The 25936-nt window shown below is 73.5% G+C and carries 25 protein-coding genes and 2 pseudogenes; 12 read left to right on the top strand and 15 right to left on the bottom strand.

Features of this window, described 5'->3' with window-relative positions:
• Positions 1-142: 142 nt before the first annotated feature.
• Both ACGFQC_RS23405 and ACGFQC_RS23410 read right to left on the bottom strand, forming a co-directional pair.
• Complete coding sequence (locus ACGFQC_RS23405; protein ID WP_363092653.1) at positions 143-898, bottom strand: ferredoxin reductase; 756 nt, start codon at positions 896-898, stop codon at positions 143-145.
• Entirely contained in the window at positions 891-1496 is a 606-nt protein-coding gene (locus ACGFQC_RS23410; RefSeq protein WP_363092652.1) for a sulfite oxidase-like oxidoreductase, read from the bottom strand. Before ACGFQC_RS23410 ends, ACGFQC_RS23405 begins: the two co-directional genes overlap by 8 nt.
• A 99-nt stretch (positions 1497-1595) precedes the next feature.
• Between ACGFQC_RS23410 and ACGFQC_RS23415 the strand changes: the two are divergent.
• Positions 1596-1667 (top strand): annotated as a pseudogene (locus ACGFQC_RS23415) (hypothetical protein); the annotation flags it as partial.
• Between the two features lie 154 nt (positions 1668-1821).
• Here ACGFQC_RS23415 and ACGFQC_RS23420 read toward each other — a convergent pair.
• Entirely contained in the window at positions 1822-2241 is a 420-nt protein-coding gene (locus tag ACGFQC_RS23420; RefSeq protein ID WP_363092705.1) for a MarR family winged helix-turn-helix transcriptional regulator, read from the bottom strand.
• 305 nt (positions 2242-2546) lie between these two features.
• Here ACGFQC_RS23420 and ACGFQC_RS23425 point away from each other — a divergent pair, with 305 nt between their 5' ends.
• Complete coding sequence (locus ACGFQC_RS23425; RefSeq protein WP_363092651.1) at positions 2547-3389, top strand: putative protein N(5)-glutamine methyltransferase; 843 nt, start codon at positions 2547-2549, stop codon at positions 3387-3389.
• A 129-nt stretch (positions 3390-3518) separates the two neighbouring features.
• On the opposite strand, the gene ACGFQC_RS23430 is transcribed toward ACGFQC_RS23425, so the two are convergent.
• Positions 3519-5582, bottom strand: a complete 2064-nt coding sequence (locus tag ACGFQC_RS23430) for a SpoIIE family protein phosphatase (protein WP_363092650.1) — start codon at positions 5580-5582, stop codon at positions 3519-3521.
• 259 nt (positions 5583-5841) lie between these two features.
• Between ACGFQC_RS23430 and ACGFQC_RS23435 the strand changes: the two genes are divergently transcribed.
• From ACGFQC_RS23435 to ACGFQC_RS23450, 4 genes are all read left to right on the top strand, one after another.
• Complete coding sequence (locus ACGFQC_RS23435) at positions 5842-6723, top strand: hypothetical protein (protein WP_363092649.1); 882 nt, start codon at positions 5842-5844, stop codon at positions 6721-6723.
• A 173-nt stretch (positions 6724-6896) separates the two neighbouring features.
• Complete coding sequence (locus tag ACGFQC_RS23440) at positions 6897-7265, top strand: hypothetical protein (protein WP_363092648.1); 369 nt, start codon at positions 6897-6899, stop codon at positions 7263-7265.
• A gap of 136 nt (positions 7266-7401) precedes the next feature.
• Entirely contained in the window at positions 7402-9417 is a 2016-nt protein-coding gene (locus ACGFQC_RS23445; protein WP_363092647.1) for an NADPH-dependent 2,4-dienoyl-CoA reductase, read from the top strand.
• Positions 9418-9679: 262 nt separating this feature from the next.
• Positions 9680-10228 (top strand): PadR family transcriptional regulator, encoded by a 549-nt coding sequence (locus tag ACGFQC_RS23450; RefSeq protein ID WP_363092646.1) that lies wholly within the window; start codon positions 9680-9682, stop codon positions 10226-10228.
• A gap of 235 nt (positions 10229-10463) precedes the next feature.
• Here ACGFQC_RS23450 and ACGFQC_RS23455 read toward each other — a convergent pair whose 3' ends face one another.
• Both ACGFQC_RS23455 and ACGFQC_RS23460 read right to left on the bottom strand, forming a co-directional pair.
• Positions 10464-11003, bottom strand: a complete 540-nt coding sequence (locus ACGFQC_RS23455) for a hypothetical protein (protein WP_363089512.1) — start codon at positions 11001-11003, stop codon at positions 10464-10466.
• 194 nt (positions 11004-11197) lie between these two features.
• Complete coding sequence (locus ACGFQC_RS23460; protein WP_363089511.1) at positions 11198-12160, bottom strand: fibronectin type III domain-containing protein; 963 nt, start codon at positions 12158-12160, stop codon at positions 11198-11200.
• A 430-nt stretch (positions 12161-12590) separates the two neighbouring features.
• Between ACGFQC_RS23460 and ACGFQC_RS23465 the strand changes: the two genes are divergently transcribed.
• Positions 12591-13349, top strand: coding sequence for a glycoside hydrolase family 75 protein (locus ACGFQC_RS23465; protein WP_363089510.1), 759 nt, complete (start codon positions 12591-12593; stop codon positions 13347-13349).
• A 390-nt stretch (positions 13350-13739) separates the two neighbouring features.
• On the opposite strand, the gene ACGFQC_RS23470 is transcribed toward ACGFQC_RS23465, so the two are convergent.
• The 3 genes from ACGFQC_RS23470 to dhaK are packed head-to-tail and all read right to left on the bottom strand — an operon-like array spanning position 13740 to position 15798.
• Positions 13740-14150: a PTS fructose transporter subunit IIA gene (locus ACGFQC_RS23470; protein WP_363089509.1), complete on the bottom strand. Its 411-nt coding sequence runs from the start codon at positions 14148-14150 to the stop codon at positions 13740-13742.
• Between the two features lie 8 nt (positions 14151-14158).
• Positions 14159-14758, bottom strand: a complete 600-nt coding sequence (gene dhaL, locus ACGFQC_RS23475) for a dihydroxyacetone kinase subunit DhaL (protein WP_363089508.1) — start codon at positions 14756-14758, stop codon at positions 14159-14161.
• A 47-nt stretch (positions 14759-14805) separates the two neighbouring features.
• Positions 14806-15798, bottom strand: a complete 993-nt coding sequence (gene dhaK / locus ACGFQC_RS23480) for a dihydroxyacetone kinase subunit DhaK (protein ID WP_363089507.1) — start codon at positions 15796-15798, stop codon at positions 14806-14808.
• Positions 15799-16671: 873 nt separating this feature from the next.
• On the opposite strand from dhaK, the gene ACGFQC_RS23485 reads away from it, so the two are divergent.
• Together ACGFQC_RS23485 and mscL are read left to right on the top strand one after the other, a co-directional pair.
• Positions 16672-16956, top strand: a complete 285-nt coding sequence (locus tag ACGFQC_RS23485) for a hypothetical protein (RefSeq protein WP_363089506.1) — start codon at positions 16672-16674, stop codon at positions 16954-16956.
• A 371-nt stretch (positions 16957-17327) separates the two neighbouring features.
• Positions 17328-17771, top strand: a complete 444-nt coding sequence (mscL, locus tag ACGFQC_RS23490) for a large conductance mechanosensitive channel protein MscL (protein ID WP_363089505.1) — start codon at positions 17328-17330, stop codon at positions 17769-17771.
• 484 nt (positions 17772-18255) lie between these two features.
• Here mscL and trxB read toward each other — a convergent pair whose 3' ends face one another.
• Together trxB and ACGFQC_RS23500 are read right to left on the bottom strand one after the other, a co-directional pair.
• The gene (gene trxB, locus ACGFQC_RS23495) at positions 18256-19236 is read right to left on the bottom strand and encodes a thioredoxin-disulfide reductase (RefSeq protein WP_363089504.1); all 981 of its coding nucleotides are present in this window, start codon (positions 19234-19236) and stop codon (positions 18256-18258) included.
• Complete coding sequence (locus ACGFQC_RS23500) at positions 19233-19646, bottom strand: arsenate reductase ArsC (protein ID WP_363089503.1); 414 nt, start codon at positions 19644-19646, stop codon at positions 19233-19235. The genes trxB and ACGFQC_RS23500 overlap by 4 nt, the downstream gene beginning before the upstream one ends.
• Before the next feature lie 90 nt (positions 19647-19736).
• On the opposite strand from ACGFQC_RS23500, the gene ACGFQC_RS23505 reads away from it, so the two are divergent.
• The 3 genes from ACGFQC_RS23505 to ACGFQC_RS23515 all read left to right on the top strand — a co-directional run bounded on the left by ACGFQC_RS23505 (position 19737) and on the right by ACGFQC_RS23515 (position 22307).
• The gene (locus ACGFQC_RS23505; protein ID WP_363089502.1) at positions 19737-20045 is read left to right on the top strand and encodes a metalloregulator ArsR/SmtB family transcription factor; all 309 of its coding nucleotides are present in this window, start codon (positions 19737-19739) and stop codon (positions 20043-20045) included.
• Complete coding sequence (gene arsB, locus ACGFQC_RS23510) at positions 20042-21151, top strand: ACR3 family arsenite efflux transporter (protein WP_363089501.1); 1110 nt, start codon at positions 20042-20044, stop codon at positions 21149-21151. The genes ACGFQC_RS23505 and arsB overlap by 4 nt, the downstream gene beginning before the upstream one ends.
• Positions 21152-21242: 91 nt before the next feature.
• A complete protein-coding gene (locus ACGFQC_RS23515) occupies positions 21243-22307 on the top strand; it encodes an ArsO family NAD(P)H-dependent flavin-containing monooxygenase (RefSeq protein WP_363089500.1) in 1065 nt (354 codons plus the stop codon).
• An 87-nt stretch (positions 22308-22394) separates the two neighbouring features.
• Here ACGFQC_RS23515 and ACGFQC_RS23520 read toward each other — a convergent pair whose 3' ends face one another.
• From ACGFQC_RS23520 to ACGFQC_RS23535, 4 genes and pseudogenes are all read right to left on the bottom strand, one after another.
• Positions 22395-22754, bottom strand: a complete 360-nt coding sequence (locus ACGFQC_RS23520) for a metalloregulator ArsR/SmtB family transcription factor (protein WP_363089499.1) — start codon at positions 22752-22754, stop codon at positions 22395-22397.
• Positions 22755-22959: 205 nt separating this feature from the next.
• Positions 22960-24184: pseudogene (locus tag ACGFQC_RS23525) on the bottom strand (MFS transporter).
• Complete coding sequence (locus tag ACGFQC_RS23530; protein WP_363089498.1) at positions 24181-24474, bottom strand: hypothetical protein; 294 nt, start codon at positions 24472-24474, stop codon at positions 24181-24183. Before ACGFQC_RS23530 ends, ACGFQC_RS23525 begins: the two are co-directional and overlap by 4 nt.
• Positions 24475-24542: 68 nt before the next feature.
• On the bottom strand, positions 24543-25931 hold the full coding sequence (locus tag ACGFQC_RS23535) for an NAD(P)-binding domain-containing protein (RefSeq protein WP_363089497.1): 1389 nt from the start codon (positions 25929-25931) through the stop codon (positions 24543-24545).
• Positions 25932-25936: the final 5 nt, after the last annotated feature.

A 25936-nucleotide genomic window follows, 5' to 3' on the forward strand; every position in this document is an offset into this window, starting at 1 on the left:
CCTCGCGGCGCGCCGGAGATGTCGAAGCCGGCGGTGTCCAGGACGGAGATGCCGGAGCCGGCCCGGGCAACCTGCCCGGGACCGGGGGCGGTGGGGCCGGTGCCGCCCGTCCCCTCCTCGGGGAGCCGGCCACCGGGGACCGTCAGCCGAACCGCTCGATCCGGATCCGGTCCACCGGCTGCCCCGCCGCCACCAGCAGCCGTGACGCGTGCTCGGCGAACCCGTTGGACCCGCAGACGTACGCCTCCCAGCCGCCCTCCGGCCGCTGCGCGAACAGCGGCGCCAGATGGGCGGCCGTGAGCCGGCCCACGGGCGTGCCCGCCGGCGCGCTCCGCGTGAACACGGGCGTCGTCTCCGCGCCGTACTCGCGCGCGTAGATCAGTTCCCCGGGGCCGCGCGCGGACACCAGCAGCCGCAGCGGCACCGCCAGCCGCCGGGCCCGGTGGTGGCGCACCATCGACATCAGCGGTACGACCCCGGAGCCGGCGCCGACCAGCAGCGCGGGCCGGTCGCCGGGCCAGGCGAAGAAGCCGCTCAGCGGACCCCGGACCTCGATCGCGTCGCCGGGCGCCGCCACGGTGTGGAACCAGCCGGACACCTCGCCGCCGTCGACGTGGTCCAGGGTCAGCTCGATGTGCCCGGTGTCGTCGGGCGCCGAGGCGATCGAGTAGTGCCGCTGGGCGAGATAGCCGTCCCCGGCCCGGAGCCGCACCATCAGGTGCTGTCCCGGCAGGTGCCCCTCCCAGTCGGGCACCGCGAGGCGGAAGGTGGCCGCGTACGGCGTCTCGCGGCGGATCTTTGTGATGGTGGCCGTCTGCCACACCGACGCGGCCCGCTCGCTGACGGCGATGCGGTCGGGCACCGCGAACCGGGTCGGCGGGGTGAAGGTCTCAGTCACCGGAGTACCTCTGCTCCTCCCAGGGGTTGCCCCGCGCGTGATAGCCGTTGCGCTCCCAGAAACCCGGCTCGTCGTGGTCGAGGAGCCGCAGTCCGGCGATCCACTTGGCGCTCTTCCAGAAGTACAGGTGCGGCACCAGCAGCCGCGCCGGGCCGCCGTGCTCGGGGGGGAGCGGCTGTCCGCCGTACTCGAAGGCGATCCAGGCCCGGCCGCCGGTGAGATCGGCGAGGGGCAGGTTGGCGGTGTACCCGGTGTGCGAGTACGCGACGGCGTGGGTCGCGGACGCCCGCGGCCGGACCGCGTCCAGGAAGGCGTCCAGCGACACGCCCCCGAACCGCACCCCGAACTTCGACCAGCCGGTGACGCAGTGGATGTCGCCCTCGTAGGCGGAGGCGGGCAGCGCGTGCGCCTGCTCCCAGTCCCAGGTGCGGGGCGCCTCCACCAGCCCGTCGACGCGCAGGCTCCAGTCGGCGGGCGCGATGTCGGGAGTGACCTCGGCGGACAGTACGGGCCACTCGTCGCGCGCGTCGTACTGGCCCGGGGGCAGGCCCGGGTCGTCGACGCGCGGGCGTCCGGTGAAGCCTCGGGTGACGTTCATGGGGTTCCAGCGTGAGGGACGGCGGTTGCTTACGCATTCAACCGTAAGGGCAAGCCAGCCGTGCCCCGACCCCGTCCGGCCGTCGATCGTGAAGCGCGTGTGAACATCCTGGCCGTCGCCCACGGCATCCGCGAACGCGGCGGGACCCCGTTCCTCCGCACCGGCGCCGCCGACACCGGTGCCGTCCGCCTCTACGAGTCCCCCGGGTTCCGCCTGCGCCGCAAGGACGCCGTTCCTGGCGGCACGGGCCCTCGAACGGGATGGGCACCGGCCTGGGGTCTTTCGTTCGGACCGGGCCGGATCAGGGAGCCGGGCAGGTGCGGAGTCAGCCTCCGTCCGGCGCCGTGCCGCCGCCCCCGGACCGCCCCCACGCGTTGTACCGCGCCAGGTACTCCGCGAACCGCTCCAGATCGCCCTCCGGCCACCCGGCGAGCCGTTCGCGGAAGGCCGCGCGGCGGCTCTCGGTGACCTGGGCGAGGATGTCGCGGCCCGCGTCGGTGAGGTGCAGGACGTGCACGCGATGGTCCGCGGGCTCCCGGCGCCGTTCGATCAGCCCGGCCCGTTCCAGTGCGGAGACCTGGCGGCTGACGGTGGACTTGTCCAGGGCGTAGTGCGCGGCCAGGTCGGTGGCCCGGCGGCCGCCGCCGCTGTCCTCCAGATGACCGAGCAGCGTGTACGACACCAGGGACAGCTCGGGATGCAGCCGGCCGGCCGAGGCGCGGGCCCGCCGGGCGAAGACCGTCATCTCGCGCTGGATGGTCTCCACCGCCTCGTCCGCGTCCACCTGATCTCCCTCACCGCTCCCTCGGCCACCTCGTTGTACCGTACAACTTGAGGCGGAGGCGCGCAGGCCCGGGGCGATCGGGCGTCCCCCGTGCGGCAGTTCCGATAGGGTGGCCGTCGGCCGCGGACGACCCCGGCCCTGAGCGACCGAGGAGGTGGGACCCATCACCGCAGTGTCAGGTCGGGTGCTCTCCCCCCGGAACGGCGCGGACCGCCGCCGGGCGACCGCGAGAGCGCCCTTCGGCTTCCGAAAGGCTCTCGGCTTCCATGCCCCCTCTTCCCTCTCCCGCTCCCTCGTCCCCCTCTCCCAGCTCTCCCGCCTCTCCCGGCCCCTCGCCGTCCCCGTCCCGTGACGCCGTCGTCGTGGCGCTGCGCGCCGCCGGCTGCGTCTTCGCCGAGGACGAGGCGGAGCTGATCCTCGCCACCGCCCGCACACCCCGCGAACTCACCGCCATGGTGGAGCGCCGCGTGGCCGGTCTGCCCCTCGAAGTCGTCGTCGGCTGGGCCGAGTTCCTCGGGCGGCGTATCGTCGTCGAACCGGGCGTCTTCGTTCCCCGCCGCCGCACCGAGTTCCTGGTCGGCCAGGCCCTGGCCGGAGCCCCGCACGCGTCCGTCGTCGTCGACCTGTGCTGCGGCTCGGGCGCGGTCGGCGCCGCCCTCGCCTCGGCGCTCGGCGGGGTCGAGCTGCACGCCGCCGACATCGACCCGGCCGCCGTGCGGTGCGCCCACCGCAATGTCGCCGCCCTCGGCGGGCACGTCCACGCCGGTGACCTGTTCGACGCGCTCCCCGCCGGGCTGCGCGGCCGCGTCGACATCCTGGCGGCGAACGTGCCGTACGTCCCCACCGGGGACGTCCCGCTGCTGCCGGCGGAGGCCCGTGACCACGAGCCCCTCACCGCCCTCGACGGCGGCGCCGACGGACTCGACGTGCTGCGCCGGGTCGCCGGTGAGGCGGCCGACTGGCTCGCGCCCGGGGGCTGCGTCCTCGTCGAGACGAGCGAACGCCAGGCGGCGGACGCCGTCGAGGCGTTCCGGCGGGGCGGTCTCACGGCACGCCTGGCCGTCGACGAGGAGCTGTACGCCCACGTGGTGATCGCGACCAGGGAGTAAGGGAGCGGGCCGGGACGCGGCGCCGCTGCCCTCAGGATCGGGGGGAGCGGCCGTCGCGGTCCCGAGGCCCGTGCCCCGCGGGGCGGCGAGGAAGGAGTGACGAACACCTGTGAACCGGGGCGTACGGCGTCACAGCGTCCGTGCGCGTGCCACGAGCAGGGCCACGTCGTCGTGGTTGTCGGGGTGGTGCAGCTCCCGCAGCAGCAGGTCGCACAGCTCCTCCAAAGGGCGGGCCGGGTCGTCGAGGAGCGTCAGCAGCAGTTCCAGGCGCTCGTCGAGGGAGTGCGTGCGCGTCTCCACCAGCCCGTCGGTGTACAGCACGAGCTGGTCGCCGGGGCCGAGGTCGACGTCGGTCGAGGAGAAGGCCACCCCGCCCACCCCGAGCGGTGCCCCGGTGGGCAGGTCGAGCAGTTCCGGCGGGTGTCCCTTTCGTACGCGGGCGGGCGGCAGGTGCCCGGCGTTGGCGATCCGGCACCGCCCGAGGCGTGGGTCGTGGACGACGTACAGGCAGGTCGCTATGAAGTGGTCCAGGCCCGAGGTGATCCGGTCGAGGTGCTCGAGGAGCACCGCCGGATCGAGATCGAGGGCGGCGAGCGTGGCCGTGGCGGTGCGCAGCCGGCCCATCGTGGCGGCGGCGTCGATGCCGCTGCCCATGACGTCGCCGACGACCAGGGCGGTCTTGTCGTCCGCCAGCGGGATGACGTCGAACCAGTCGCCGCCCACCTCGGTGGTCGCGCCGGCCGGCTGGTAGCGCGAGGCCACCTCCAGGCCGCCGGTCACCGGCGGATGGCTCGGCAGCAGGCTGCGCTGGAGGGTGAGCGCGGTGCCACGGGCGTTCTGGTACCAGCGGGCGTTGTCGATCTGCACGGCCGCGCGGGCGGCCAGCTCCCGGGCGAGCAGCACGTCGTCGCGGCCGAACGGCAGCGGATTGCGGGCCCGTTTCAGGTCGAGGGCGCCCAGTACCTCGCCGCGCGCGATGAGCGGCACCACGAGATAGGAGTGGACGCCCGCCCGTGCCAGGAGTCCGGCGGCCTCCGGGGAACGGGCGATGCGCACCAGGTCCTCGTCCTTGACCTGCGCCACCATGACCGGCCGGCCGGTGCGCACGCACTCGGTGACCAGCCGCTCGGGTGCGTAACGGGCGGTCCGGCCGGGCGGATCGGCCGCGCTCAGGGCGTCCGGCGCGTCGGCGGCGCGGACGGCCAGGGCGCGGATCACGGCGGGCTCCGAAGGCCCCAGAATGGTGCGCCGGCCCGCCACGACCGCGTCGAGCAGGTCCACGGCGGCGACGTCGGCCAGCTCCGGCACGGCGACGTCGGCCAGCTCGTCGGCGGTGCGTTCCAGGTCCAGGGTGGTGCCGATGCGGGCCGAGGCGTCGGCGATCAGGGCGAGGCGGCGGCGCGCGGCCTCGGTCTCGATGCCGGCGCGGTACCGGTCGGTGACGTCGACGACGGAGAGGGCGACGCCCAGCACGGTGTCGCGGGCGTCCTCCAGCCGGTACAGCGACACGGACAGGGCGTGGTCCTGGTCCGGGGCCGCGGGGGTGCGCCCGATCGTCTGCCGGCCGACGATCGGCACCCCCGTCCGCAGCACCTCGCGGGCCGCCGCCTCCAGGGCCTCGGTGTCCAGCAGCGGGAGCACGTCGCGGACGGTCCGGCCGAGGTGCTCCCCGGCGGGGACGCCGTCGATGCGCTCCAGCGCCGGGTTGACCGACACGTACCGCAGCCGGGTGTCGAGCACGGCGAGGCCGATGGGGGACTGGGCGACCATGCGCGCCGACAGGGCCACGTCCCGCTCCAGGCGGCGCACCGTGGAATGGTCGGCGGCCAGACCGAGGGCGTAGACGGCACCGTGGTCGTCGACGAGCCGCATGTTGCGGAACTCCACGAGGCGCGTGCTGCCGTCCTTGCGCCGGACGGGGAAGGCGCCCTCCCAGCTGCGGCCGGTCGCCATGACGTCGGTGAACAGCTTCACCACCAGTTCGACGTGCTGTTCGTGGACCATCACGTGGGCCGCGTAGCGTCCCAGCGCCTCCGCGGCCGGGTAGCCGAACAGTTCCTCGGCCTGCGGGCTCCACAGCACGATGCGGCCCTCGGCGTCCAGCACGACCGAGGCCACGTTGAGCACGTCCAGCAGGCCGCTGGGCCCTGTCGGGCCACCGGCCCCGTCCGCGGTCGATCCGGCTGCACTCATGCCACGCACCGACTCATGCCACGCACCGCCTCCGTACGTCGACGCGGCACGTCGTCCCCCGTGCCGACTCCCCCGGTTCTACCGCGCTGAACCGTTTTCTCCCACGCCTTGGGCACCGTTCCCATGCTCCTCCACTACGGCGGCGCGCGCCGTTCTCCTCATGGTCCACACCGGTCCATCCGATTGGTCTGTACATGACCATCGAAGTTGGCCACACTGTCCGCCGAGCGCACGCCCCACCCCCCGTCAGAGGAGACCCATGCCCCTGCGCCTTGCCCGTGGACGCCGTCACCCCCTGCGCACCGCCCTGATCGCCCTGGCCACGGCCACCGCCGCGGCCCTCGGCGCCGCCCCGCCCGCCGCGGCCGCCGACACCTGGACCGAGGTCGGCTCCGACCGTGCCGACCCGCTGACCGAGAGCCAGGGCCTGGCCTCGGTCGAGGTCCCCGCGAACAGCGCCAACCGCTACACCGGCATCGGGACCATCCCGTTCGGGGTGAGCACCCGCGGCTGGAACCACGTCGGCGACCCCGACGCCTCCTACGACGGCCACTACATCGAGCCCTACCAGCGGGACTCCGGCACCTCGAAGATGTACCGCGTGCAGGGGCCGGGCGGCGCCTGGTCGGAGTACGTGCACGCGCTCGGCCCCGGCGAGGCCCTGAACAACTCCTGGGTGGCCGTCGCGCCGGGCGGCCAGTGGATGCTCACCGGGGAGTGGGGCACCATGACCCGGCTGATCGTCCTGCCGACCCCCGGCGTCAACCCGAGCACCTCGCCCTCGGCGAACCTGCCGCAGGCCGCCACGGTCCACCTCGACCACGCGGTGCGCGACGTCCAGGGCTGCGACTTCACCGGCCCGACCACGCTGCTGTGCTCCTCCGACGACCCGGCGGGCACCCTCTTCGGCATGACCAAGCCGCTGCTCCAGATCGACCTGTCGGCCGAGCCGGGCGGCTCCGGCGACGTGAACGGCCATGTCACCGCCCTGCGTCAGCTGCCGTTGCGCAGCTCCTGCCCGGGCTCCTTCGAGACCGAGGGGATCGACTACGACCGGCGCACCGGCACGCTGCGGGTGATCGTCGTCTCGCCCGGCTTCTGCGTGCTGACGGACAGCAGGACCTACCGCTTCACACGGTGACGTCCGCCCCGGGCGCGGGGCGTCGCCAGGCTCCCCGGCACGGGGCGCCGTCGTGCCCCCGGGCGGGCCGTCCAGGTGGTGCCCGCCCGGGGGAGTGGTGCTTTTCTTGGGATGTGGCGCGGTTCGCGGGGAACCCGTGACATCGCGCCACCGCCACGAGAGGAGCGATCACGATGGACCGCGAACGATCCCATCCGGAGTCCGTCAGCCTCGAGATCAGCGACTGCAGCAAGGAGGACGCGCGGATCGTGTTCGACACGCTGTGCGCCTGCTTCGAGTCCGACCGCTGTGCCGACGACGTGCCCGAACAGCTCGACGAGACCCGTCCGATGGTGTGGCTCGGCACCTTCGAGGTCAGCGACGTGCGCGACTGCGCCCGCCCGGCCCGGCTGTCGTCGTCGGTCACGGCCGACGTCCAGGGCGGCTACTGGGCGATCGACCGGTTCCGTACGACGCTGGACTCCATGTTCCGGGTCAAGGACCTGTCCTCCGCCTCCGGCGACCAGGAGACGGAGCTGCACCTGCTGCTCGAGAGCCGGTGACGTGCGAGACCGGTGACGACGACAAGAACGGGTGACGTGAGAAAGGCGACTCCGGGGCCATTGTGCAACTAGTTGCACAACCCGTGCGCGGTCCTCTACAACTACAGGGGCACGACACCGCGCACGGAGGGCCCCGATGAGCCGATACCCGCACCTGCTGAGCCCGCTCGACCTGGGCTTCACCACCCTGCCCAACCGCGTCCTCATGGGCTCGATGCACGTGGGCCTGGAAGAGGCCGAGAACGGCTTCGCGCGCATGGCGGAGTTCTACGCCGCCCGCGCGCGCGGCGGGGTGGGCCTGATCGTCACCGGCGGCATCGCCCCCAACGACGAGGGGCGCCCCTACGAGGGCGGCGCCAAGCTCACCACCGACGCCGAGGCCGAGCAGCACCGCACGATCACCGAGGCCGTGCACCGCGAAGGCGGTCGCATCGCCCTGCAGATCCTGCACTTCGGCCGCTACGCCTACCACGAGGACCTGGTGGCGCCGAGCGCGCTGCAGGCGCCGATCAGCCCGCACGTGCCCCGCGAACTGACGGACGCCGAGGTCGAGCGGACCATCGACGACTACGCCCGCACCGCCCGCCTCGCCCGGCAGGCAGGCTACGACGGCGTCGAGATCATGGGCTCCGAGGGTTACCTCATCAACGAGTTCATCGCCCTCCAGACCAACCACCGCACCGACCGCTGGGGCGGCTCCTACGAGAACCGGACGCGCTTCCCCCTCGAGATCGTGCGGCGCGTGCGCGAGGCGGTCGGCGAGGACTTCATCGTCATCTACCGGCTCTCGATGCTCGACCTGGTCCCCGGCGGCTCCACGCTGGACGAGGTCGTCACCCTCGCCAAGGCTGTCGAGGCGGCCGGGGCCACCCTCATCAACACCGGCATCGGCTGGCACGAGGCCCGCATCCCCACCATCGCCACCTCCGTGCCCCGCGGCGCCTACACCTGGGTGACCAAGAGGCTCATGGGCGAGGTCTCGGTCCCGCTCGTCACCACCAACCGCATCAACACCCCCGAACTCGCCGAGCAGTTGCTCGCCGACGGCTGCGCGGACATGGTGTCGATGGCCCGCCCGATGCTCGCCGACCCCGACTTCGTCGGCAAGGCCGCGGCGGGCACGCCGGAGGCCATCAACACCTGCATCGGCTGCAACCAGGCCTGCCTCGACCACACCTTCAGCGGCCGGATCACCTCCTGCCTGGTCAACCCGCGCGCCTGTCACGAGACCGAGCTGGTGCTCAGCCCGACCCGGCGCCGCAAGAGCGTGGCGGTCGTCGGCGCCGGACCCGCCGGACTCGCCTGCGCGGTCTCGGCGGCCGAACGCGGCCACGCCGTCACCCTGTTCGAGGCGGCGGCCGAGATCGGCGGCCAGCTCAACGTGGCCCGCAAGGTCCCCGGCAAGCAGGAGTTCGACGAGACGCTGCGCTACTTCCGCCACCAGCTCGACGCCCACGGCGTCGACGTACGCCTCGAGACCTTCGTGAACGCCGGCGACCTGGCGGACTACGACGAGGTCGTGGTCGCCACCGGCGTCAGCCCGCGCACCCCCGACATCCCCGGCGTCGACCACCCGAGCGTGGTCGGCTACCTCGACGTCCTGCGCGACGGCGCCCCCGTCGGCGACCGCGTCGCGATCCTCGGCGCGGGCGGCATCGGCTTCGACGTCGCCGAGTTCCTCACCGACGGCGGCGACAGGGCGAGCGAGGACCCGGCGACGTACTTCCGGCAGTGGGGCGTCGACATGGACCACCGGGCACCCGGCGGCCTCGCCGCGCCCGAGCGGAGCGCCCCGCCGCGCACCGTCCACCTGCTGCAGCGCAAGCCCGGCAAGGTCGGCGCGGGCCTGGGCAAGACCACCGGCTGGATCCACCGCACCGAACTCAAGCACCGCGGCGTGCGCATGGTCCCCGGCGTGCGCTACGACCGCATCGACGACGCCGGCCTGCACTTCACCGTCGGCGAGCAGAGCACCGTCCTGGAGGTCGACACCATCGTGCTGTGCACGGGCCAGGACCCGCGCCGCGACCTCTACGAGGAGCTGGTCGCCGCCGGGGTGAGCGCGCACCTCATCGGCGGTGCCGACGTGGCCGCCGAGCTGGACGCCAAGCGTGCCGTCAAGCAGGGCACGGAGCTGGCGGCGGCCCTGTAGGGCCTGTCCTTCGGATCACGCCGCGGACGCGGGGGCTGGTGCGCGCTCCCCCGGAGGGGGTGCCCCCAGCGGCGTCGTCGGTTGCCGACGTCCCCCGGCCTTCGGCCGGGAGGTGCCCCCACCGCGTCGACGCCCTCCTCCGCCCTGCGGCTGCACGCACCAGACCCCACTCACCGGCACCGGACAGCCCTCGTCGCCGCCCTGCGACCTGATCCGAACGACAGGCCACAGGGGCAGCCCGGCCCGTCCCTAGGATGAGCCCATGTCACTCCCGCACGCGATCCTCACCGCTCTGCTCGAGAAGCCGTCGTCGGGGCTGGACCTGACCCGCCGGTTCGACAAGTCGATCGGCTACTTCTGGTCGGCGACGCACCAGCAGATCTACCGCGAGCTGGGGCGGCTGGAGGCCGCGGGCCTCATCCGCGCGCTGCCCGCCGAGCAGCCGGCCCGCGGACAGCGCAAGAGCTACGAGGTCCTGCCCGCGGGCCGCGCCGAACTCCAGCGGTGGACGGCCGCGGCGCAGGACCCCAAGCCGCACCGCGACGCGCTGCTGCTGCGGCTGCGGGCCGCCGCCGTCGTCGGCACCGCGGGCCTGGAGGCCGACCTGCGCCGCCATCTCGAGCTGCACCGGCGTCAGCTGGCCGAGTACGAGGAGATCGAGAAGCGGGACTTCCCGTCCGGTGACGACAGCGCGCAGGTCAGGCTCCAGCACCTGGTGCTGCGCGCCGGTATCGAGCTGGAGACCTTCTGGACCCAGTGGCTGGCCGAGGCGCTGGAAAGCCTGCCCCGCCCCGCCGGGCAGGCGCCGTAGGCCAGGCGCCGGGGGGCGGGCTCACGGTCACGGCGCCGGATCCGCCGCGGTGGCCGCGGCCTCGAGCGGCCCGCGCCACGCGGTGGGTGACGGGTCACGGATGGCAGGTGGTGGCCACCGGGCTCGCGCGCTGCGCGCTGTACGCGGGCCGGCGGGACGGGACGGCACGGGCCGGGTGGGCGGCGGGTCCCCGCCGCCCACCCGGCCCGTGCCGGTCGCGGCGACGGGGAGGCGTTCAGAGCCGGAACGGCTTCGTGCGGCGGCGCAGGAACCAGGCCGTCGCGATGACACCCGTGCCGACCAGGACGCCGCCCGCCACGAGCGTGACGGTGCCGTAGTCGCGGGTGGCGCCGCCCATGCCGCCCAGCACGCCGCGGGTCGGCGAGGCCGTCGCGGAGATCGTCGGCGTGGTGGCGGGGGACACGATCACGGACTGGGTGCCGGCGGTGCTGCCGCTGGAGCACATCACGACGACCGTGTGCGTGCCCTGGGAGACGTTGGACCAGGCCGCGGACTGGCTGACGCTGGTGCCCGACAGGGCCACCTGGCGGCCCTGGGCGAAGTTCGCCTGGTTGCTGCCGAGCAGCGCCGCCGTGCCCCAGCTGCCGTTGATCTGGGTGCACGCGCTGGTCACCACGGACACCGTGGAGCCGGACGTGCTGACGGAGATGCCCGAGGCCCGCGCGGCGGCGGGCTGGGCGGTCACGGCGAGGGGCAGCGCGGCGGCGGCCGCCATGGTCAGACCGCAGCGGGCGAGGAAGGGGGAAGTGCGCATCGGATGTCCTCCGGCGGCACGGTTGGCGACCTTGCGCCGCCGAGGGTCGGGTACGCCCGTGCTGCCTTCAGGGGCAGCCAACGTCCGCCCGTCCCGGCCCGCACTCCGGCCGCCGCCGGGCAGGTGACGGATTCCACCGGACGGCGCAGAACGGCACCCCGCCCGCTTGCGCTCCCGCGGCCGGACCGCTGGGGTCAGCGTGCGCTCGTGCTCCCCGTGGTCACCGCCCGCTCCGCGGAGAACGCCCCCCACGTGCCGTCCGGCAGCCGTGCCCGCAGCCGCACCCGGTGCCGGGCACCGGCCTCGCGCCCCGCGTAGAAGCTGTGGGCGGCCCTGCCCCGCGGCGGTGCCCCGCCCCAGACCAGCGAGGTGGCCGGCTGCCCGTCGAGCTGGATCTGGTACTCCGTGACCGTCCCGTCCAGTCGCGGCGGCAACCAGGACAGGTCGATGTAGTACGCCCCGTCGGCACGGTGGGTCGTCGCCCGGAAGTCCGCCGGTGCGGTGCCCTCCGCCCCGTCGCCGCCCGGCGCGGTGCTCAGGCGCACGGCCGCGCCGGCGGGGGAGAGGTTGCCGGCCGCGTCCCGCGCCCGGACGGTGAAGGAGTACCGGGTGCCCGGCCGGAGTCCCGTCACCAGGGTCGCGGTCTGACTCCCGCCGACGCTGTGGATCTTCGTCCCGCCCTGGAAGACGTCGTACGACACCACCCCGCTCTCGTCCGTGGCCGCCGTCCAGGACAGCTGGACGGCCCGGCTGCCCGCCGCCCGGCCCGTGGCGCCGCCCGGCCGGGTCGGCGCCGAGCGGTCCGCCGCGACCGCTGCCGGAGTCGTCGCCCGGGCCTCCCGGCTGCGCGGCCCGAGCCGGCCCTCGGCGTCGCGGGCCCGGACGGTGAAGACGTAGGCGGTGGACGGCGTGAGGCGGGTGACGTCGAGCATGCGCTCGGCACCGGGCACGTCCGCGACCTTCGAGGTGCCCCGGTACACCTCGTAACCGCTCGCCGCCGGGAGCGCGTTCCACATCACGTGCACGCTGGTCGCGCTGCCCGCCTCGGCGGTGACCCCCGTCGGCGCCCCCGGCGCCCGCCCCTCCTCACCGCCGTCCGGCGCGGCGCAGCCGCAGCACAGGGCGAGGATCCCTCCGCACAGCACAACGCGTCGCACGGCTTCGCCTCCCGGCCCGGCACGGCGGCAATGGTCCGGACCAATATGGCGCGTCAGTGTGAGCACATCAAGAGGGGGTGCGGTACGGGGTTGGCGGGCAGTCCGGGGAGTTACGTATGCTGAGCCTCCTCGCGGCTGAACCCCGCCTGCACGCAAGGCAGTTCATGCCGGTGGCGCGGGCCGCTGTCGTCGCTGATCCCGCGCCGGCGGGGCTGCCGGGCGGCCGGTGCCGGGAAGGCGCCGGCCGCCGCTCCCCGTCGTACCGTCGCCGCCGCTGCCCGTTGTGCCATCGGAAGATCCGCGGTGCGCGCATATCGTCGGAACATCGCAACCACCGCTCCGTACGGCGCTGAGGCGCTGGACCTCGGACGCGGCCGGCCCCGGATGGGGCCGGGTGTCCGTCCCTGTCCCCGACGAGAGGGCTCTCCACGTGCGTCTCCAGTCGCTGACACCGGCCGTGGCCGGCCTCGCCCTGCTGGCCCCGGTCCCCCCACCCGCCGCCGCGATCCGGGCCCTCGAAGCCCCCCGCGGACCGGTGGTGTGGCAGGAGGGTGCGGCGCGGCAGGATGGTTCCGTGAGCGCCTCGGCACTGCCGGCCCGGGTGAGTGCCTGCGCCCCGGTCTCCCGCGGCCACTACCGCACGGATGCCGGCGCGCCCGCCACGGTCCCGGTCTGCGGGACCGACGGCGCGGTCTTCTGGACGGCCGACATGGACATCGACTGCGACGGACGGCCCGGCCCGCGCTGCAACGGCGGGACCGACCCGCTGTTCTCGCCCGCCACCGCGTTCCAGCAGTCCGACGGCCGCCACCTGAGCGCGGAGAGCCTGCCGTTCATCGTCGTGCCGGGCGTGAGCGCCCTCTGGAACCACCGCGACCACGGCGTGCGCGGCGGGAGCGTCGCGGCCGTCGTCCACGACGACCGGGTCCTCTACGCAGTCGTGGGCGACGCGGGGCCGCCCGAGGTCATCGGCGAGGCCTCGTACGCCGCCGCCGAGGCGCTGGGCGTCGATCCCGACCCGCGCGTCGGAGGCGTGGCCTCCGGCGTCACCTACATCGTCTTCGAGGACTCCCGGGCCACCCCGATCGAGAGCCCCGCGGCGGCCGCCGAAGCGGGGGAGCGGCTGGCCCGGACGTTCGTGGCACGGACGGCCGCAGGCACCCGCCGCGGTGCGGGCGGCGGCGGGTGACCGTATCCCGGGCTGCCCGTGACGGCACCTCGGACGGCCGGTCACACCCCCGGCCCGCCGGCGGGGATCCGGCCCGGCGGTGCGGTCCCGGTCCGCCCGGACGGGGTCGCGCGCGGGCCGGGCCGCCGCCCGGCGGCCCGCGGCTCACGATCCGGGCGGGCGCCGACCGGCGCGGCCCCGCGCGCCGCCGTCGAGCCGTACACCCGGCACTGGCCTGTGCGCGGACACGGCGACGGGGGACCGGTCCGGCGGGTGCCGGTCCGGCGGCCGTCCGGCCCGCCCGCGCCGCCGCCGGGGCGGAGGAGCTGAGCCGAAGCGTCGGCCGGGGGCCCGTCCACGGGCCGCCGGGGCGGCGCGGACCCCGTGCGGCCGTGCCGACCCGCGCCCCTGTCAGACCTTGCGGTAGCCGTACGCCTCCGAGGCGGCCGCCTCGACCGCGTCCAGGTCGGCTCCCGTGGAGGCCGTGACGACGGCGGCCACCGCGCCCTCCACGAACGGCGCGTCCACCAGACGCGTACCGTCGGGAAGTTCGTCGCCCTCGGCGAGCAGCGTCTTCACGGTCAGTACGGCACTCCCGAGGTCGGTGAGGACGGCGACCCCGGCACCGCGGTCGACCGAGGCGGCGGCGGCGGCGATCAGCTCCGCGCTCGTGCCCAGCCCACCCGCCTCCGTGCCGCCCGCCGGGGCGACGGGCACGGCGGTGCCGCCGCCCGCGAGCCCCTGGGCCAGCTCGGCGACCGAGGCCGCCACCTGCGCGCTGTGCGACACGAGCACGATGCCCACCAGCTTGTCGTCGGTCATGGCCGCGCTCACTCCCCGTTCACTTCCGCGAGACCCGCGACCAGCAGTGCCGACGAGGTGGCGCCCGGGTCCTGGTGTCCGATGCTGCGCTCGCCCAGGTAACTCGCCCGGCCCTTGCGGGCCTGGAGCGGGATGGTGTCGAGGGCACCCTGTTCGGCCGCGGCCCGTGCCGCCCCGAAGCCGTCACCCAGGGCGTCCACGGCGGGCACCAGCGCGTCGATCATCGTCGCGTCACCCGGCGCCGCCCCGCCCAGCCGCATGACCGCGTCGACCCCGGCGCGGAACGCCTGCGCGAACTCCTCCTCGCTCACCTCGGCCGCGTCTCCGAGCGCCTTGCCGGTGCCGCGCAGCAGCGTGCCGTACAGCGGTCCGGACGCCCCGCCGACCGTCGAGATGAGCCGGCGTCCGGCGAGGACGAGGACGGCTCCGGGAGTCGTGGGGGGCTCCTTCTCCAGGGCGGTGACGACGGCGGTGAACCCCCGCTGGAGGTTGCTGCCGTGGTCGGCGTCGCCGATCGGCGAGTCGAGAGCGGTGAGCCGTTCCGCCTCGCGGTCGACGGACGCGGCGGTCGCCGTCATCCAGCGGCGGAAGAAGTCGACGTCCAGCACGGGATCTCCTTGCCTGGTCGGTACGTTGATCGCTCGTGTCCGTCTGATCACATGCCCCAGCGCAGCCCCGGCGTCCGTACGGGCGCGTCCCACAGCCGCAGCGTCTCCTCGTCGACCTGGCACAGGGTCACCGAGACGCCGGCCATGTCGAGGGACGTCACGTAGTTGCCGACGAGCGTACGGGCGACGGCGACCCCGCGCTCGCCCAGCACCCGCTGGACCTCGGCGTTGAAGCCGTACAGCTCCAGCAGGGGAGTCGCCCCCATGCCGTTGACCAGCACCAGGACCGGGTTGCGCGGCGGCATGTCCTCCAGCAGCGCGTGCACCGCGACGTCGGCGATCTCGCCGGACGTCATCATGGCCCGCCGCTCCCGGCCCGGTTCGCCGTGGATGCCGATGCCCAGCTCCAGCTCACCCTCGGGCAGGTCGAAGGTCGGGCTGCCCTTGGCCGGGGTCGTGACGGCGCTGAGCGCGACGCCGAAGCTGCGCGCGTTCTCGTTGACCTGCCGGGCGATCACCTCGACCCGCTCCAGCGGCTGGCCCTCGTCCGCGGCGGCGCCCGCGATCTTCTCCACGAACAGCGTCGCGCCGGTGCCGCGCCGCCCGGCCGTGTAGAGGCTGTCGGTCACCGCGACGTCGTCGTTGACCAGTACCTTCGCGACCTGGATGCCCTCGTCCTCGGCGAGTTCGGCGGCCATGTCGAAGTTCAGCACGTCACCCGTGTAGTTCTTCACGATGAACAGCACGCCCGCCCCGCTGTCCACGGCCGCGGCGGCCCGCACCATCTGGTCGGGCACGGGAGAGGTGAACACCTCACCGGGACAGGCCGCCGACAGCATTCCCGGCCCGACGAACCCCCCGTGCAACGGCTCGTGCCCGGACCCGCCCCCGGACACCAGCCCCACCTTCCCCGCCACCGGTGCGTCCCGCCGCACGATCACCCGGTTCTCCACGTCCACGGTCAGTTCGGGATGCGCGGCGGCCATCCCCCGCAGCGCGTCGGCGACCACGGTCTCCGGGACGTTGATCAACATCTTCATGGGATCTCCTGGTGAGCTCGGAAGGTGGTCTTCGGCCTGTTTCTCATTGGTCGGAGTGAGGTCGGGTGGTTCTCGATCGTGGCGGTCCGCAGCGGTCGCAAGCGGGCGGTGGCGCTACTGATGCAGACTTGATGACGCCGTGTCAGATCCTACGGCGGATCGACGGCATGCCGACGGGAGCCCTACAGAGGCAGTATCGACCTTGCGGCTGCGAAGGTCACGCGGGCGGCATTCCGAGCGGGCAGGGGAGGACCGGGCGGGCGCCTCGTACGGCGTTCACGCAGTCGATCCTCCCCATGTGCTCCCGGCGCCGCCCGTACTCCCCGCATCCCCGGTAGGCATCCCGCGCCGGAGGCGGGCGACCCGGAATGTCCGCCCGGTCGGCCTGCCGCGGACACGGTGAGCGACGACCGTCGGCGACTCGTGGAGCCGGCAGATCCTTCGTCTGCTGGTGGTACAGCGGCGACGCATCGCTGACCAGCGCAAACAGCCCACGTCGCGACTTCTGCGGGATCGCTGGTCCGGGAATGGTCCGAACCTTGGGCGGTACGGTTCCTCGGACCGGACGTGAAGCGGGCCTCCGCTTCCCATGTCTCCTGCGCCTTGGTGGCCGGGGCGAAGAGTGCGGCCCCGAGCAGTTGCCGCGGCCGCCGCCGGACCGGTCGAAGACACCGGTGGCGCAGGGAACGTCCTCACAGGCCCGCAGGGTGGGATTCGACCGATTGCGCGCTTCGTCTGGCAGGTGCCGCCCATCACCCTGAGCCTGGTTTCAACGCCCTGCGCCCGCAGGGCCGCGTACGTCGTGCATCCCGGCCGGGCAGTAGGCACGGCCCGCTGTGTGCACCCGCCGCTACTCACGCGAGGAGAGACGTCATGCCCAGAGCTGCCACGACCAAGGTGACGCAACCCGTGACGGACGACAGCATCAAGGTGCGCCAACTCAGCCACTACCAGTTCAGCTGGGTCGCGGGTGAGCCCGCTGCCCCAGGAACCCTCACCCTGCAACTCGTACTCGACGAAGGCGCTTGGGAAGAGGTGCTGACCGTCGACGTCGACGACGCCGACGTGCTCCAGGACCTCTTGCGCAGCACACCGACCGTGCACTACGACGTCAGCCGCCGGACCCTGATGTTCGGTGTCACCGCTGTCGGCGTCTGAACGGCAGCGTCCTCCCCTCACAGCAGCGCTCCTGGGCCGCGTCCTCGACGGCCGGCCCCTTGAGGACGGCTGCACCCGCACCCTCGATCACTACCGCCCGGCCGCGCCACGGCACGCACCGGCACCGGCGGGGGCCGCGACACCTGCCCCGACCTCCACCAGGACCGCCGCGACTACGTGTCGAACAACACCCGCGACATACCGGTGTCCGCGGACGAGCCCCGCCGTCCTCGCCGCTTTCGGCCGTCAGAGTGCTGGTGCCCGCTTCCCGCAGGCATTGGTGAGGCGCGGCCGGGCACCTGGGGAGGAGGCGGGCCGGCCGTACATCGGGTCCCGTCCCTCGACGTCGAAGGGCTTCAGGGAGTGAGAAGGTGAAGGGCTTCCGCAGTTTCATTTTGCGTGGCAACGTGGTCGACCTGGCTGTAGGCATCGTCATCGGGGCGGCGTTCACCGCCGTGGTCAACGGTTTCGTGAGTGCCTTCCTGACTCCGCTGGTCGGGCTGGCCACCGGCGCCACGGGCGACATGAGCCGCAAGACCTTCACCGTGGGCGCCACCGAGTTTCCCTACGGCGCCTTCATCAACGCGGCGATCAGTTTCCTCCTCCTCGCCTCCGCCCTGTACTTCCTGGTCGTGCTGCCGATCAACAAGCTGCACGAACGCCTCGCCCCGCACCACGACGTCCAGGCACCCAAGCGGGACTGCCCCGAATGCCTCAGCCCCGTTCCCGCCCAGGCCCGACGCTGCGCCTCCTGCACCGTCCCCCTGCCTGCCGTGCCCGCCCAGGCAGGGGAGACGACCCAGCGCGCCGGGTGACCGCGGCCGTCCTCGGCCAGACGCTCCGGGGGCGCGCCCGGGCCTGCGGCAGGGGGGGGAGGAACGTCGGACTGCACAGGCTGCCGGGAGGCCCGCCCGGGATGCCGGGGAAGTGCCGGGGGCTAGGGTGCGGCCCGCGCCTGCTCGGCGATCGCACAGCCTGCGGTGCGTCACCGTCCCGGGGCAGGGACTGTTGTGCTCGGGTCGGGGCCGCCAGGCGGCCTGCGCCGCGCTCCAGTGGCCGGGCGCTCCGGGAGCCGGCAGCGGGGCGAGGAAGGCGTCGGCTGCCGAGGCCGCCTGGCCCCAGGTGGTGCAGCCCGTCGGCCCGGGCACCTGGCGGGCTGCTGCCGGGCAGCGCTCGAGCCACGCGGGTCCCGGTGACCGGAACGCCGGCGGCAGGGCGGGATCGATCCCGGCGCTGTTGTTGAGCCGCCGGCGGCGGGCCTCGATGTGCAGGGCGATTGCCAGGGGTGGGGCGGGTCCGTCAGACGGCGGTGACGGCCGCGGCCGTTTCAGGTGTGCCGGTGAGGGCTGCGAGGTACCGCTCGGCGTCCAGTGCGGCCGCGCAGCCGGAGCCGGCGGCGGTGATCGCCTGGCGGTAGGTGTGGTCGACGACGTCGCCCGCGCCGAAGACGCCGGGGACGTTCGTCCGTGTGGAGGGGGAGGCGACCCTGAGGTAGCCCTCGTCGTCCAGGTCCAGTTGGCCGGTGACCAGGTCGGTGCGCGGGTCGTGGCCGATGGCGACGAAGAGTCCGGTGGCCGGGAGGCGGGAGGTCTCGCCGGTGACGGTGTCGCGCAGGGTGAGTCCGGCGAGTCTGCCGCCGTCCTCGTGGATCTCGGCGACCTCGCTGTTGAAGGCGAAGGAGATCTTCGGGTCGGCGAAGGCGCGGTCCTGCATGGGCTTCGAGGCGCGCAGGGTGTCGCGGCGGTGGACGACGGTCACGGAGCGGGCGAAGCGGGAGAGGAAGGTGGCTTCCTCCATCGCGGTGTCGCCGCCGCCGACCACCACGATGTCGTGCTCGCGGAAGAAGAAGCCGTCGCAGGTCGCGCAGTACGACACGCCACGGCCGGAGAGCGCGTCCTCGCCGGGCAGGTTCAGCTTGCGGTGCTGCGAGCCGGTCGCCACGATGACGGCCTTGGCCCGGTGGACCGTACCCGTGCTGTCGGTGACGGTCTTGACCGTGCCGGTGAGGTCGACCGAGATGATGTCGTCGGGGACGAGTTCGGCGCCGAAGCGTTCGGCCTGGGCCCGCATGTCGTCCATCAGCTCCGGGCCCATGACGCCGCCCGGGAAGCCGGGGAAGTTCTCCACCTCGGTCGTCTGCACCAGCGCGCCGCCGGCGGTGACCGCGCCTTCGAAGACCAGCGGTTTCAGCGAGGCGCGGGCGGTGTAGAGGGCGGCGGTGTATCCGGCGGGGCCGGAGCCGACGACGATGACGTTGCGTATGTCCGTCGCCGTGCTCATGCCTGGGGCTCCGGCGCGATCTCCTTGATCAGGCCCTCGATGAGCACCTTGATCTCGTCGCGGATCGGGCGGACGGCCTCGACGCCCTGGCCCGCCGGGTCCTCCAGTTGCCAGTCCAGGTAGCGCTTGCCCGGGAAGACCGGGCAGGTGTCGCCGCAGCCCATGGTGATGCAGACGTCGGACTCCTTGACGGCGTCGACGGTGAGCACCTTCGGGACCTCGGCGGAGATGTCGATGCCGACCTCGCGCATGGCCTCGACGGCGGCCGGGTTGACGTGCTCGCCCGGGTCGGAGCCGGCGGAGCGGACCTCGACGCGGTCCCCGGCCAGGTGGGTCAGCCACGCGGCGGCCATCTGGGAACGGCCGGCGTTGTGGACGCAGACGAAGAGCACGGAGGGCTTGTCGGGCATCGGGGTCTCTCTTGTCTCACGGCGGCATCAGGCGCGGATGAGTTCAGCACCAGGTGGTGTCAGCCACCACTGATGTGACAGTATCAGTCCATGATGACGTCAGTCGACACTGACCTGATCCGGGTTCTGGCGGACCCGCTCAGGCTGCAGATCGTGACCCTGCTCGCCAAGGAGACGCTGTGCACCACCCACCTCGTGGAGGAGACCGGTGCCCGGCAGACCAACCTCTCCAACCACCTGAGAGTGCTGCGCGAGGCGGGGGTGGTCGAGACGGAGCCGTGCGGCCGCTACACGTACTACAAGGTCCGCCCGGACGTCATCGCACAGCTCGCCGGCCAGTTCGCCGACCTGGCCGAGTCCGCTCGTGATGCCGCCGAGAACAAGAGGGCCTGTCCGTGACCCGCACCGAAGCAGCCGCGACCGCCGAGGAGTCCTCGGTCGTCGCGAAGCTGTCGACGCTCGACCGTTTCCTCGCCGTCTGGATCCTTGTCGCCATGGCCCTCGGCCTCGGCCTGGGCAGGCTCATCCCCGGCCTCAATGACGCCCTGGCGAAGGTCGAGATCGGCGGCATCTCCCTGCCGATCGCCGTCGGCCTGCTGATCATGATGTATCCGGTGCTGGCCAAGGTCCGCTACGACAAGCTCGACGCCGTCACCGGCGACAAGCCGCTCATGGTCTCGTCGCTGGTCGTCAACTGGATCGTCGGCCCGGCGGTGATGTTCGCGCTGGCGTGGATGTTCCTGCCGGACCTGCCCGAGTACCGCACCGGCCTGATCATCGTCGGGCTCGCCCGCTGCATCGCCATGGTCATCATCTGGAACGACCTGGCCTGCGGCGACCGCGAAGCCGCCGCGGTCCTCGTCGCGTTGAATTCGGTCTTCCAGGTCCTGGCGTTCGGCCTGCTCGGCTGGTTCTACCTCGACCTCCTGCCGGGCTGGCTGGGCCTGGGCGACGGTCAGCACCTGGACATCTCCATGTGGAAGATCGCCCTGAACGTCGTCATCTTCCTCGGAGTCCCCCTGCTGGCCGGGTTCCTCACCCGCCGCCTCGGCGAGAAGAAGCTGGGCCGCGAGCGGTACGAGTCCAACTTCCTGCCGAAGATCGGCCCCTGGGCCCTCTACGGGCTGCTGTTCACGATCGTCATCCTCTTCGCCCTGCAGGGGAAGACCATCACCTCGCAGCCGCTCGACGTCGCCCGCATCGCGCTGCCGCTGCTGGTCTACTTCGCGGTGATGTGGTTCGGCACGTTCGCGCTCGGCAAGATGATCGGCCTGGCCTACGACCGCACCGCCACCCTCGCCTTCACCGCGGCGGGCAACAACTTCGAGCTGGCCATCGCGGTCGCCATCGCCACCTTCGGCGTCACCTCGGGCCAGGCCCTGTCCGGTGTGGTCGGTCCGCTCATCGAGGTCCCGGTCCTGGTGGCGCTCGTCTACGTCTCGCTGGCCTGGCGGCGGAAGTTCAACGCCGCGCAGCAGCTGACGCCGGCCCCGCAGGAGAGCTGATGCGCCGCTTCGACGGCCGCGCACAGGGAGCGACCGGCACGCCCGCGCCCCGCACCGCCCGGTGCACGACGTGCGGGGCGGCGCGGGCGACATGACGCGGCACACCGACGTGGTGGTGATCGGCGGCGGCCAGGCAGGGCTCGCCGCCGGCTACCACCTGCGCCGCCAGGGTCTGGAGTTCGTCGTCCTCGACGCCCAGGCCACCCCCGGCGGGGCCTGGCAGCACACCTGGGAATCGCTGCACCTGTTCTCCCCGGCCGCCTTCTCCTCCCTTCCCGGCCGCCTCATGCCGGCACAGCCGGGCGAGGAGTATCCGGAGGCCGGGCACGTGGTGGAGTACCTGAGCGACTACGAGAAGCGGTACGACCTCCCCGTGCTGCGGCCGGTCAAGGTGCTCGGCGTGCACGACGACGGGCGGCTGCTGAGGGTGGAGACCGACTCCGGCACCTGGCACGCACGCGCGGTGATCAGCGCCACCGGTACCTGGTGGCGTCCCTTCCTCCCCGCCGTCCCGGGACGCGAGGACTTCGGGGGCAGGCAACTGCACACCGTCTCCTACCGCAGGCCGCGGGAGTTCGAGGGCCGGCGCGTGATCGTCGTCGGCGGCGGCAACTCGGGAGCACAGATCGCCGCCGACCTCGTGCACGACACCGAACTCACCTGGGTGACCCAGCGCCCGCCCCGCTTCCTCGCCGACGACATCGACGGCCGCGCCCTGTTCGACGCGGCCACCGCCCGCCGCCGCGCCCTCGACGAGGGCCGCACCGACACCGGAGGCGTCGCCGCACTGGGGGACATCGTCGCCGTACCGCCGGTGCGCGAGGCCCGGGACGCAGGGCTGCTGAAGGCGTCCCCCATGTTCGTGCGTCTCGACCGCGACGGTGTGGTCCGGGCCGACGGTACGAGGACGCCCGCCGACGCGGTGATCTGGTGCACCGGCTTCCGGCCGGCCCTCTCGCACCTGTCACCCCTGGGCCTGCGCGGCTCACGTGGTCACATCGCCACCCGGGGCACCCGCTGCCTGGAGGATCCCCGACTGCACCTTCTCGGCTACGGCGACTGGACGGGGCCCGCCTCCGCCACGCTCATCGGTGTCGGACGGCCGGCTCGCGACGCGGTCCGCGAGATCGCCGCACTCCTCGACGCCGGAGGGTGATCCCCGCGACGCCGCGAGGATCCGCGGGAAACCGGACCCGCGGTGCGCAGACCGCCCCGGCCGCTCGACGCGGGCGGCCGGAAGCGGTCACTCGCACGAAGCCCGGGGCGCCGGGTCCAGGATGGACCGGATGCGTTGCAGTCCGTCGTGATTGACCGAGAACCAGGCCCAGGTGCCGCGCCGTTCGCGGTCCAGGAGCCCGGCCTCGGTCATGATCTTCAAGTGGTGGCTGACGGTGGACTGGCGCAGTTCCAGACTGTCGGCCAAGTCGCATACGCAGGCTTCGCCGTCGGGGGCCTGTTCCAGCAGCCGGAACAACTGCAGACGGGTGGGGTCGGCGATGGTCCGGAGCATCGCCGACAACTGTTCGGCTTCGGAGCGTTGCAGGGGTTTGCAGTTCGGCCCCGGCCCGCACGAGCCGCCTTCGAGGAACCCGTCCTCCGACATCTGCAGATCTATGACAGCCGCGCATCGACCATAAGCGCTGTGTGATCACTTTGGCACGATCGAAAATGGTCGGACTGTGCGTTCGGCGAGGATCGGACGGTCGTTCGGCAGGGATCGGGCGACTGTTGGGGCGGGTGTCGACGCGACGGCAGCAGTTCGTGCGGGGATCGCCCGTCGGCGCGGTGGTGGCTGTCGTGTCCGGCTGTCAGGTCGTCCGGTCGGCCGGCGTCGTGTGCCGGGCGATGAGTGCGGCGGTGGCCGAGACCAGCGCGAGGACGACGAAGAGGTGGGGGTAGCCGCCGAGTGGCACGGCCAGGGCGGTGCCGGCGAACGGGGCGAGCGCGGAGGCGGTCGTCGTGGGAGCGGCGAGGATCCCGGACAGGCGGCCGTAGCGGTTGGCGCCCCATCGGTCGGTGACGGCGGTGGCCTGCAGCAGCGTCAGGTTGCCGCGGACGGTGCCGGCGACGACGGCCAGGACCGCCAGCAGCGGGTAGGGGCCGGGGACGAGTGCGAAGGCGGCGGTGGTCGCTCCCCCCAGGCCGACAAGGACAGCGGCACGTAAGGCGGGTGAGCTCCGGCGGGCCAGGGTCGCGTACAGCGTGCGGCCGAGGGTCTGCCCGGCCCCGCCCAGCCCCAGGGCCCAGGCTGCCTGGGTCACGGTGTAGCCGCGGTCGAGCAACAGAGGGACGAGGGTGACGACCACGGCGTACATCGCGAACGACGAGAGGGTCAGGGCGGTGGCCAGGAGGAGGAAGGGACGACTGCGGGTGATGGCGGCCGTGCTGGAGGTCGCGCCTGCCGTGGTCGAGGGCGGGGCGGGGGGCCAGGGGCCCCGTAGGGCGACGGCGTGGGCGGGCACGGTCACGGCGGCCAGGACGGCGGCCAGGATCAGGTACGTGTGGCGCCAGGTGAAGTGTTCGGCCAACTGGGCGGTCAGGGGAGCGAAGAAGGTGGAGGCCAGACCACCGGCGAGAGTGACGGTGGTCAGGGCGCGGATGTGGTGGGGGGGACCACCAGCGGGTGAGTGCGGCGAAAGCGGGCTGGTAGAAGGTGGAGGCCATGGCGAGACCGGCCAGCAGCCATCCGATGGTGAACATGATCAGGTTGGGCGCCGTGGCGATGACGACCAGGCTTGCCGTGCCGATGACGGAGCCGGCGGTCATGACCGTGCGAGGGCCGCGGGCGTCCAGGATGCGGCCGATGCGGATGCCGGCCAGGGCGGAGACGAGCAGGGCGGCCGAGAACGCGGCCGTGGTCGTGGCCGCGCTCCAGCCGGTGGCCGCGGTGATCTGCGGGTTGAGGACGGGGAAGGCGTAGTAGACGATGCCCCAGCTGGTGATCTGGGTCAGGCACAGGGCGGGCAGGGCCGCTCGAGGCCGCGCCGGCCGGTCGGCGACGGCGGCCGCGTCGGCCGTGGAGAGATCGCTCATGAGCCGGTCAGTGGCAGCCGGCCGTGTCGGGCCGTTGTGCGGGCCGGACGGCGCCGGCGGGGGTGCGGCAGGTGGGTGTGGGTGCCACCGGGCTGCTCGGCCGACGCGTCGGCGTCTGCCTCGACCGCGCACACCTCCCGCGGTTCCGGGCCGGAGCCACGCACCCAGAGCTTGTCCTGCCGGGCATGACGACAGGCGGTGTCCGTCTCCTCGGTGCGGGCCTGCCCTGCCCGGACGAGCCGGGTGGCCGGCAGGTCGGCCGCTTTGAGGGCGGGTTGCGTTGGGGGCATGGGGCCTTTCTCCTGCCGGTTCGACGGTGTGCGCGGCCCGGGGCCGTGACGGCCCCGGGCGGTGGTGGTCAGGCGCCGCAGCAGTTGCCGGACGCGGTGGCCGGACCGGGGGAGACGGCGGTGAGCCGGATCGGCTGTGGAGCGACGGGTGCGCAGCAGCCGTCTGCTGCGGCCGGGGAGGTGTCGGCCGTGTCGAACAGTCCGGAACCGCCGCACACGCCGGTTTCCGGCAGAACCAGTTCCACGCGGTCGGCCGCGTCGGCATCGCCCGCCAGGGCGGCCGCCACGGAACGGACCTGCTCGTAGCCGGTCATGGCCAGGAAGGTGGGAGCGCGGCCGTAGCTCTTCATGCCGACGAGGTAGACACCGGCGTCCGGGTGGGACAGCTCCCGGTGGCCGTGCGGGTAGACGGTGCCGCAGGAGTGCTGGTTGGGGTCGATCAGCGGGGCGAGTTCCACCGGTGCCTCCAGGCGCTCGTCCAGGCGCAGGCGCACCTCGGAGAGGAAGGACAGATCCGGGCGGAGTCCCGTCAGGACGATGATCTCGTCCACCGTCTCCAGCCGCCGCCCGTCCTCGGCGACCAGCACCAGTCCGCCGTCGGCGTCGCTTTCGACGGCCTCGGTACGGAAGCCGGTGACCGCCTCGGCGTGGCCGTCGTCGACGGCGGCCTCGGCCGCCAGACCGAGAGCGCCGCGCGCGGGCAGCTGGTCGGCGGCTCCGCCGCCGAAGGTGGAGCCGGAGATGCCGCGGCGCAACACCCACACCGCCTTCGTGCCCGTGCCGTCCTTCGACCGCGACAGCTCGGCCAGGGAGGAGAGCGCGGTGAACGCGGAGGCGCCCGAACCGATGACGGCGGTCCGCTTGCCCGCGTAACGGGCACGTACGGCCGGGTCCGTGAGGTCGGGGACCCGGTAGCTGACGCGGTCGGCCGCCGCGCGCTCGCCGAGGGCGGGCAGACCACTGCCGCCGGCGGGGGAGGGCAGGGTCCAGGTGCCGGAGGCGTCGATCACGGCGGCGGCGAGGATCCGCTCTTCGCGGCCGTCGGCGTGCCGCACGTGGACGACGAAGGGCTGCGATGCACGGTCGGTGTCGACGATGCGGTCACGGCCGGCCTTGGAGACACCGGTGACCCGGGCGCCGTAGCGGACCCGGTCGCCGAGGGCGTCGGCGAGCGGCTGCAGGTAGTGCTCGACCCAGTCGCCGCCGCTGGGGTAGGTGGCGGCGTCGGGCTTGCTCCATCCCGTGGGGGCGAGGAGCTTCTCGGCCGCGGGATCGACGACTTCGCCCCACGTGGAGAAGAGACGTACGTGTGCCCATTCGCGCACGGCGGTGCCCGCGGCGTGACCGGCTTCGAGGACGAGGGCACGCAGGCCGTGGTCGGACAGGTGGGCCGCGGCCGCCAGGCCGACGGGGCCGGCGCCGATGACGACTACCGGCAGAACAGGGGCAGCGGACATGGTGG

Source organism: Streptomyces sp. NPDC048734, from assembly GCF_043198675.1.
Classification (GTDB): Bacteria; Actinomycetota; Actinomycetes; order Streptomycetales; family Streptomycetaceae; genus Streptomyces.

Coding starts and splice junctions, on each gene's coding strand:
- ACGFQC_RS23410 (WP_363092652.1), bottom strand. CDS start 1,496: ATGAACGTCACCCGAGGCTTCACCGGACGCCCGCGCGTCGACGACCCG.
- ACGFQC_RS23420 (WP_363092705.1), bottom strand. CDS start 2,241: ATGACGGTCTTCGCCCGGCGGGCCCGCGCCTCGGCCGGCCGGCTGCAT.
- ACGFQC_RS23425 (WP_363092651.1), top strand. CDS start 2,547: ATGCCCCCTCTTCCCTCTCCCGCTCCCTCGTCCCCCTCTCCCAGCTCT.
- ACGFQC_RS23430 (WP_363092650.1), bottom strand. CDS start 5,582: ATGAGTGCAGCCGGATCGACCGCGGACGGGGCCGGTGGCCCGACAGGG.
- ACGFQC_RS23435 (WP_363092649.1), top strand. CDS start 5,842: ATGCCCCTGCGCCTTGCCCGTGGACGCCGTCACCCCCTGCGCACCGCC.
- ACGFQC_RS23440 (WP_363092648.1), top strand. CDS start 6,897: ATGGACCGCGAACGATCCCATCCGGAGTCCGTCAGCCTCGAGATCAGC.
- ACGFQC_RS23445 (WP_363092647.1), top strand. CDS start 7,402: ATGAGCCGATACCCGCACCTGCTGAGCCCGCTCGACCTGGGCTTCACC.
- ACGFQC_RS23450 (WP_363092646.1), top strand. CDS start 9,680: ATGTCACTCCCGCACGCGATCCTCACCGCTCTGCTCGAGAAGCCGTCG.
- ACGFQC_RS23455 (WP_363089512.1), bottom strand. CDS start 11,003: ATGCGCACTTCCCCCTTCCTCGCCCGCTGCGGTCTGACCATGGCGGCC.
- ACGFQC_RS23470 (WP_363089509.1), bottom strand. CDS start 14,150: ATGACCGACGACAAGCTGGTGGGCATCGTGCTCGTGTCGCACAGCGCG.
- dhaK (WP_363089507.1), bottom strand. CDS start 15,798: ATGAAGATGTTGATCAACGTCCCGGAGACCGTGGTCGCCGACGCGCTG.
- ACGFQC_RS23485 (WP_363089506.1), top strand. CDS start 16,672: ATGCCCAGAGCTGCCACGACCAAGGTGACGCAACCCGTGACGGACGAC.
- trxB (WP_363089504.1), bottom strand. CDS start 19,236: ATGAGCACGGCGACGGACATACGCAACGTCATCGTCGTCGGCTCCGGC.
- ACGFQC_RS23500 (WP_363089503.1), bottom strand. CDS start 19,646: ATGCCCGACAAGCCCTCCGTGCTCTTCGTCTGCGTCCACAACGCCGGC.
- ACGFQC_RS23505 (WP_363089502.1), top strand. CDS start 19,737: ATGATGACGTCAGTCGACACTGACCTGATCCGGGTTCTGGCGGACCCG.
- ACGFQC_RS23515 (WP_363089500.1), top strand. CDS start 21,243: ATGACGCGGCACACCGACGTGGTGGTGATCGGCGGCGGCCAGGCAGGG.
- ACGFQC_RS23520 (WP_363089499.1), bottom strand. CDS start 22,754: ATGTCGGAGGACGGGTTCCTCGAAGGCGGCTCGTGCGGGCCGGGGCCG.
- ACGFQC_RS23530 (WP_363089498.1), bottom strand. CDS start 24,474: ATGCCCCCAACGCAACCCGCCCTCAAAGCGGCCGACCTGCCGGCCACC.
- ACGFQC_RS23535 (WP_363089497.1), bottom strand. CDS start 25,931: ATGTCCGCTGCCCCTGTTCTGCCGGTAGTCGTCATCGGCGCCGGCCCC.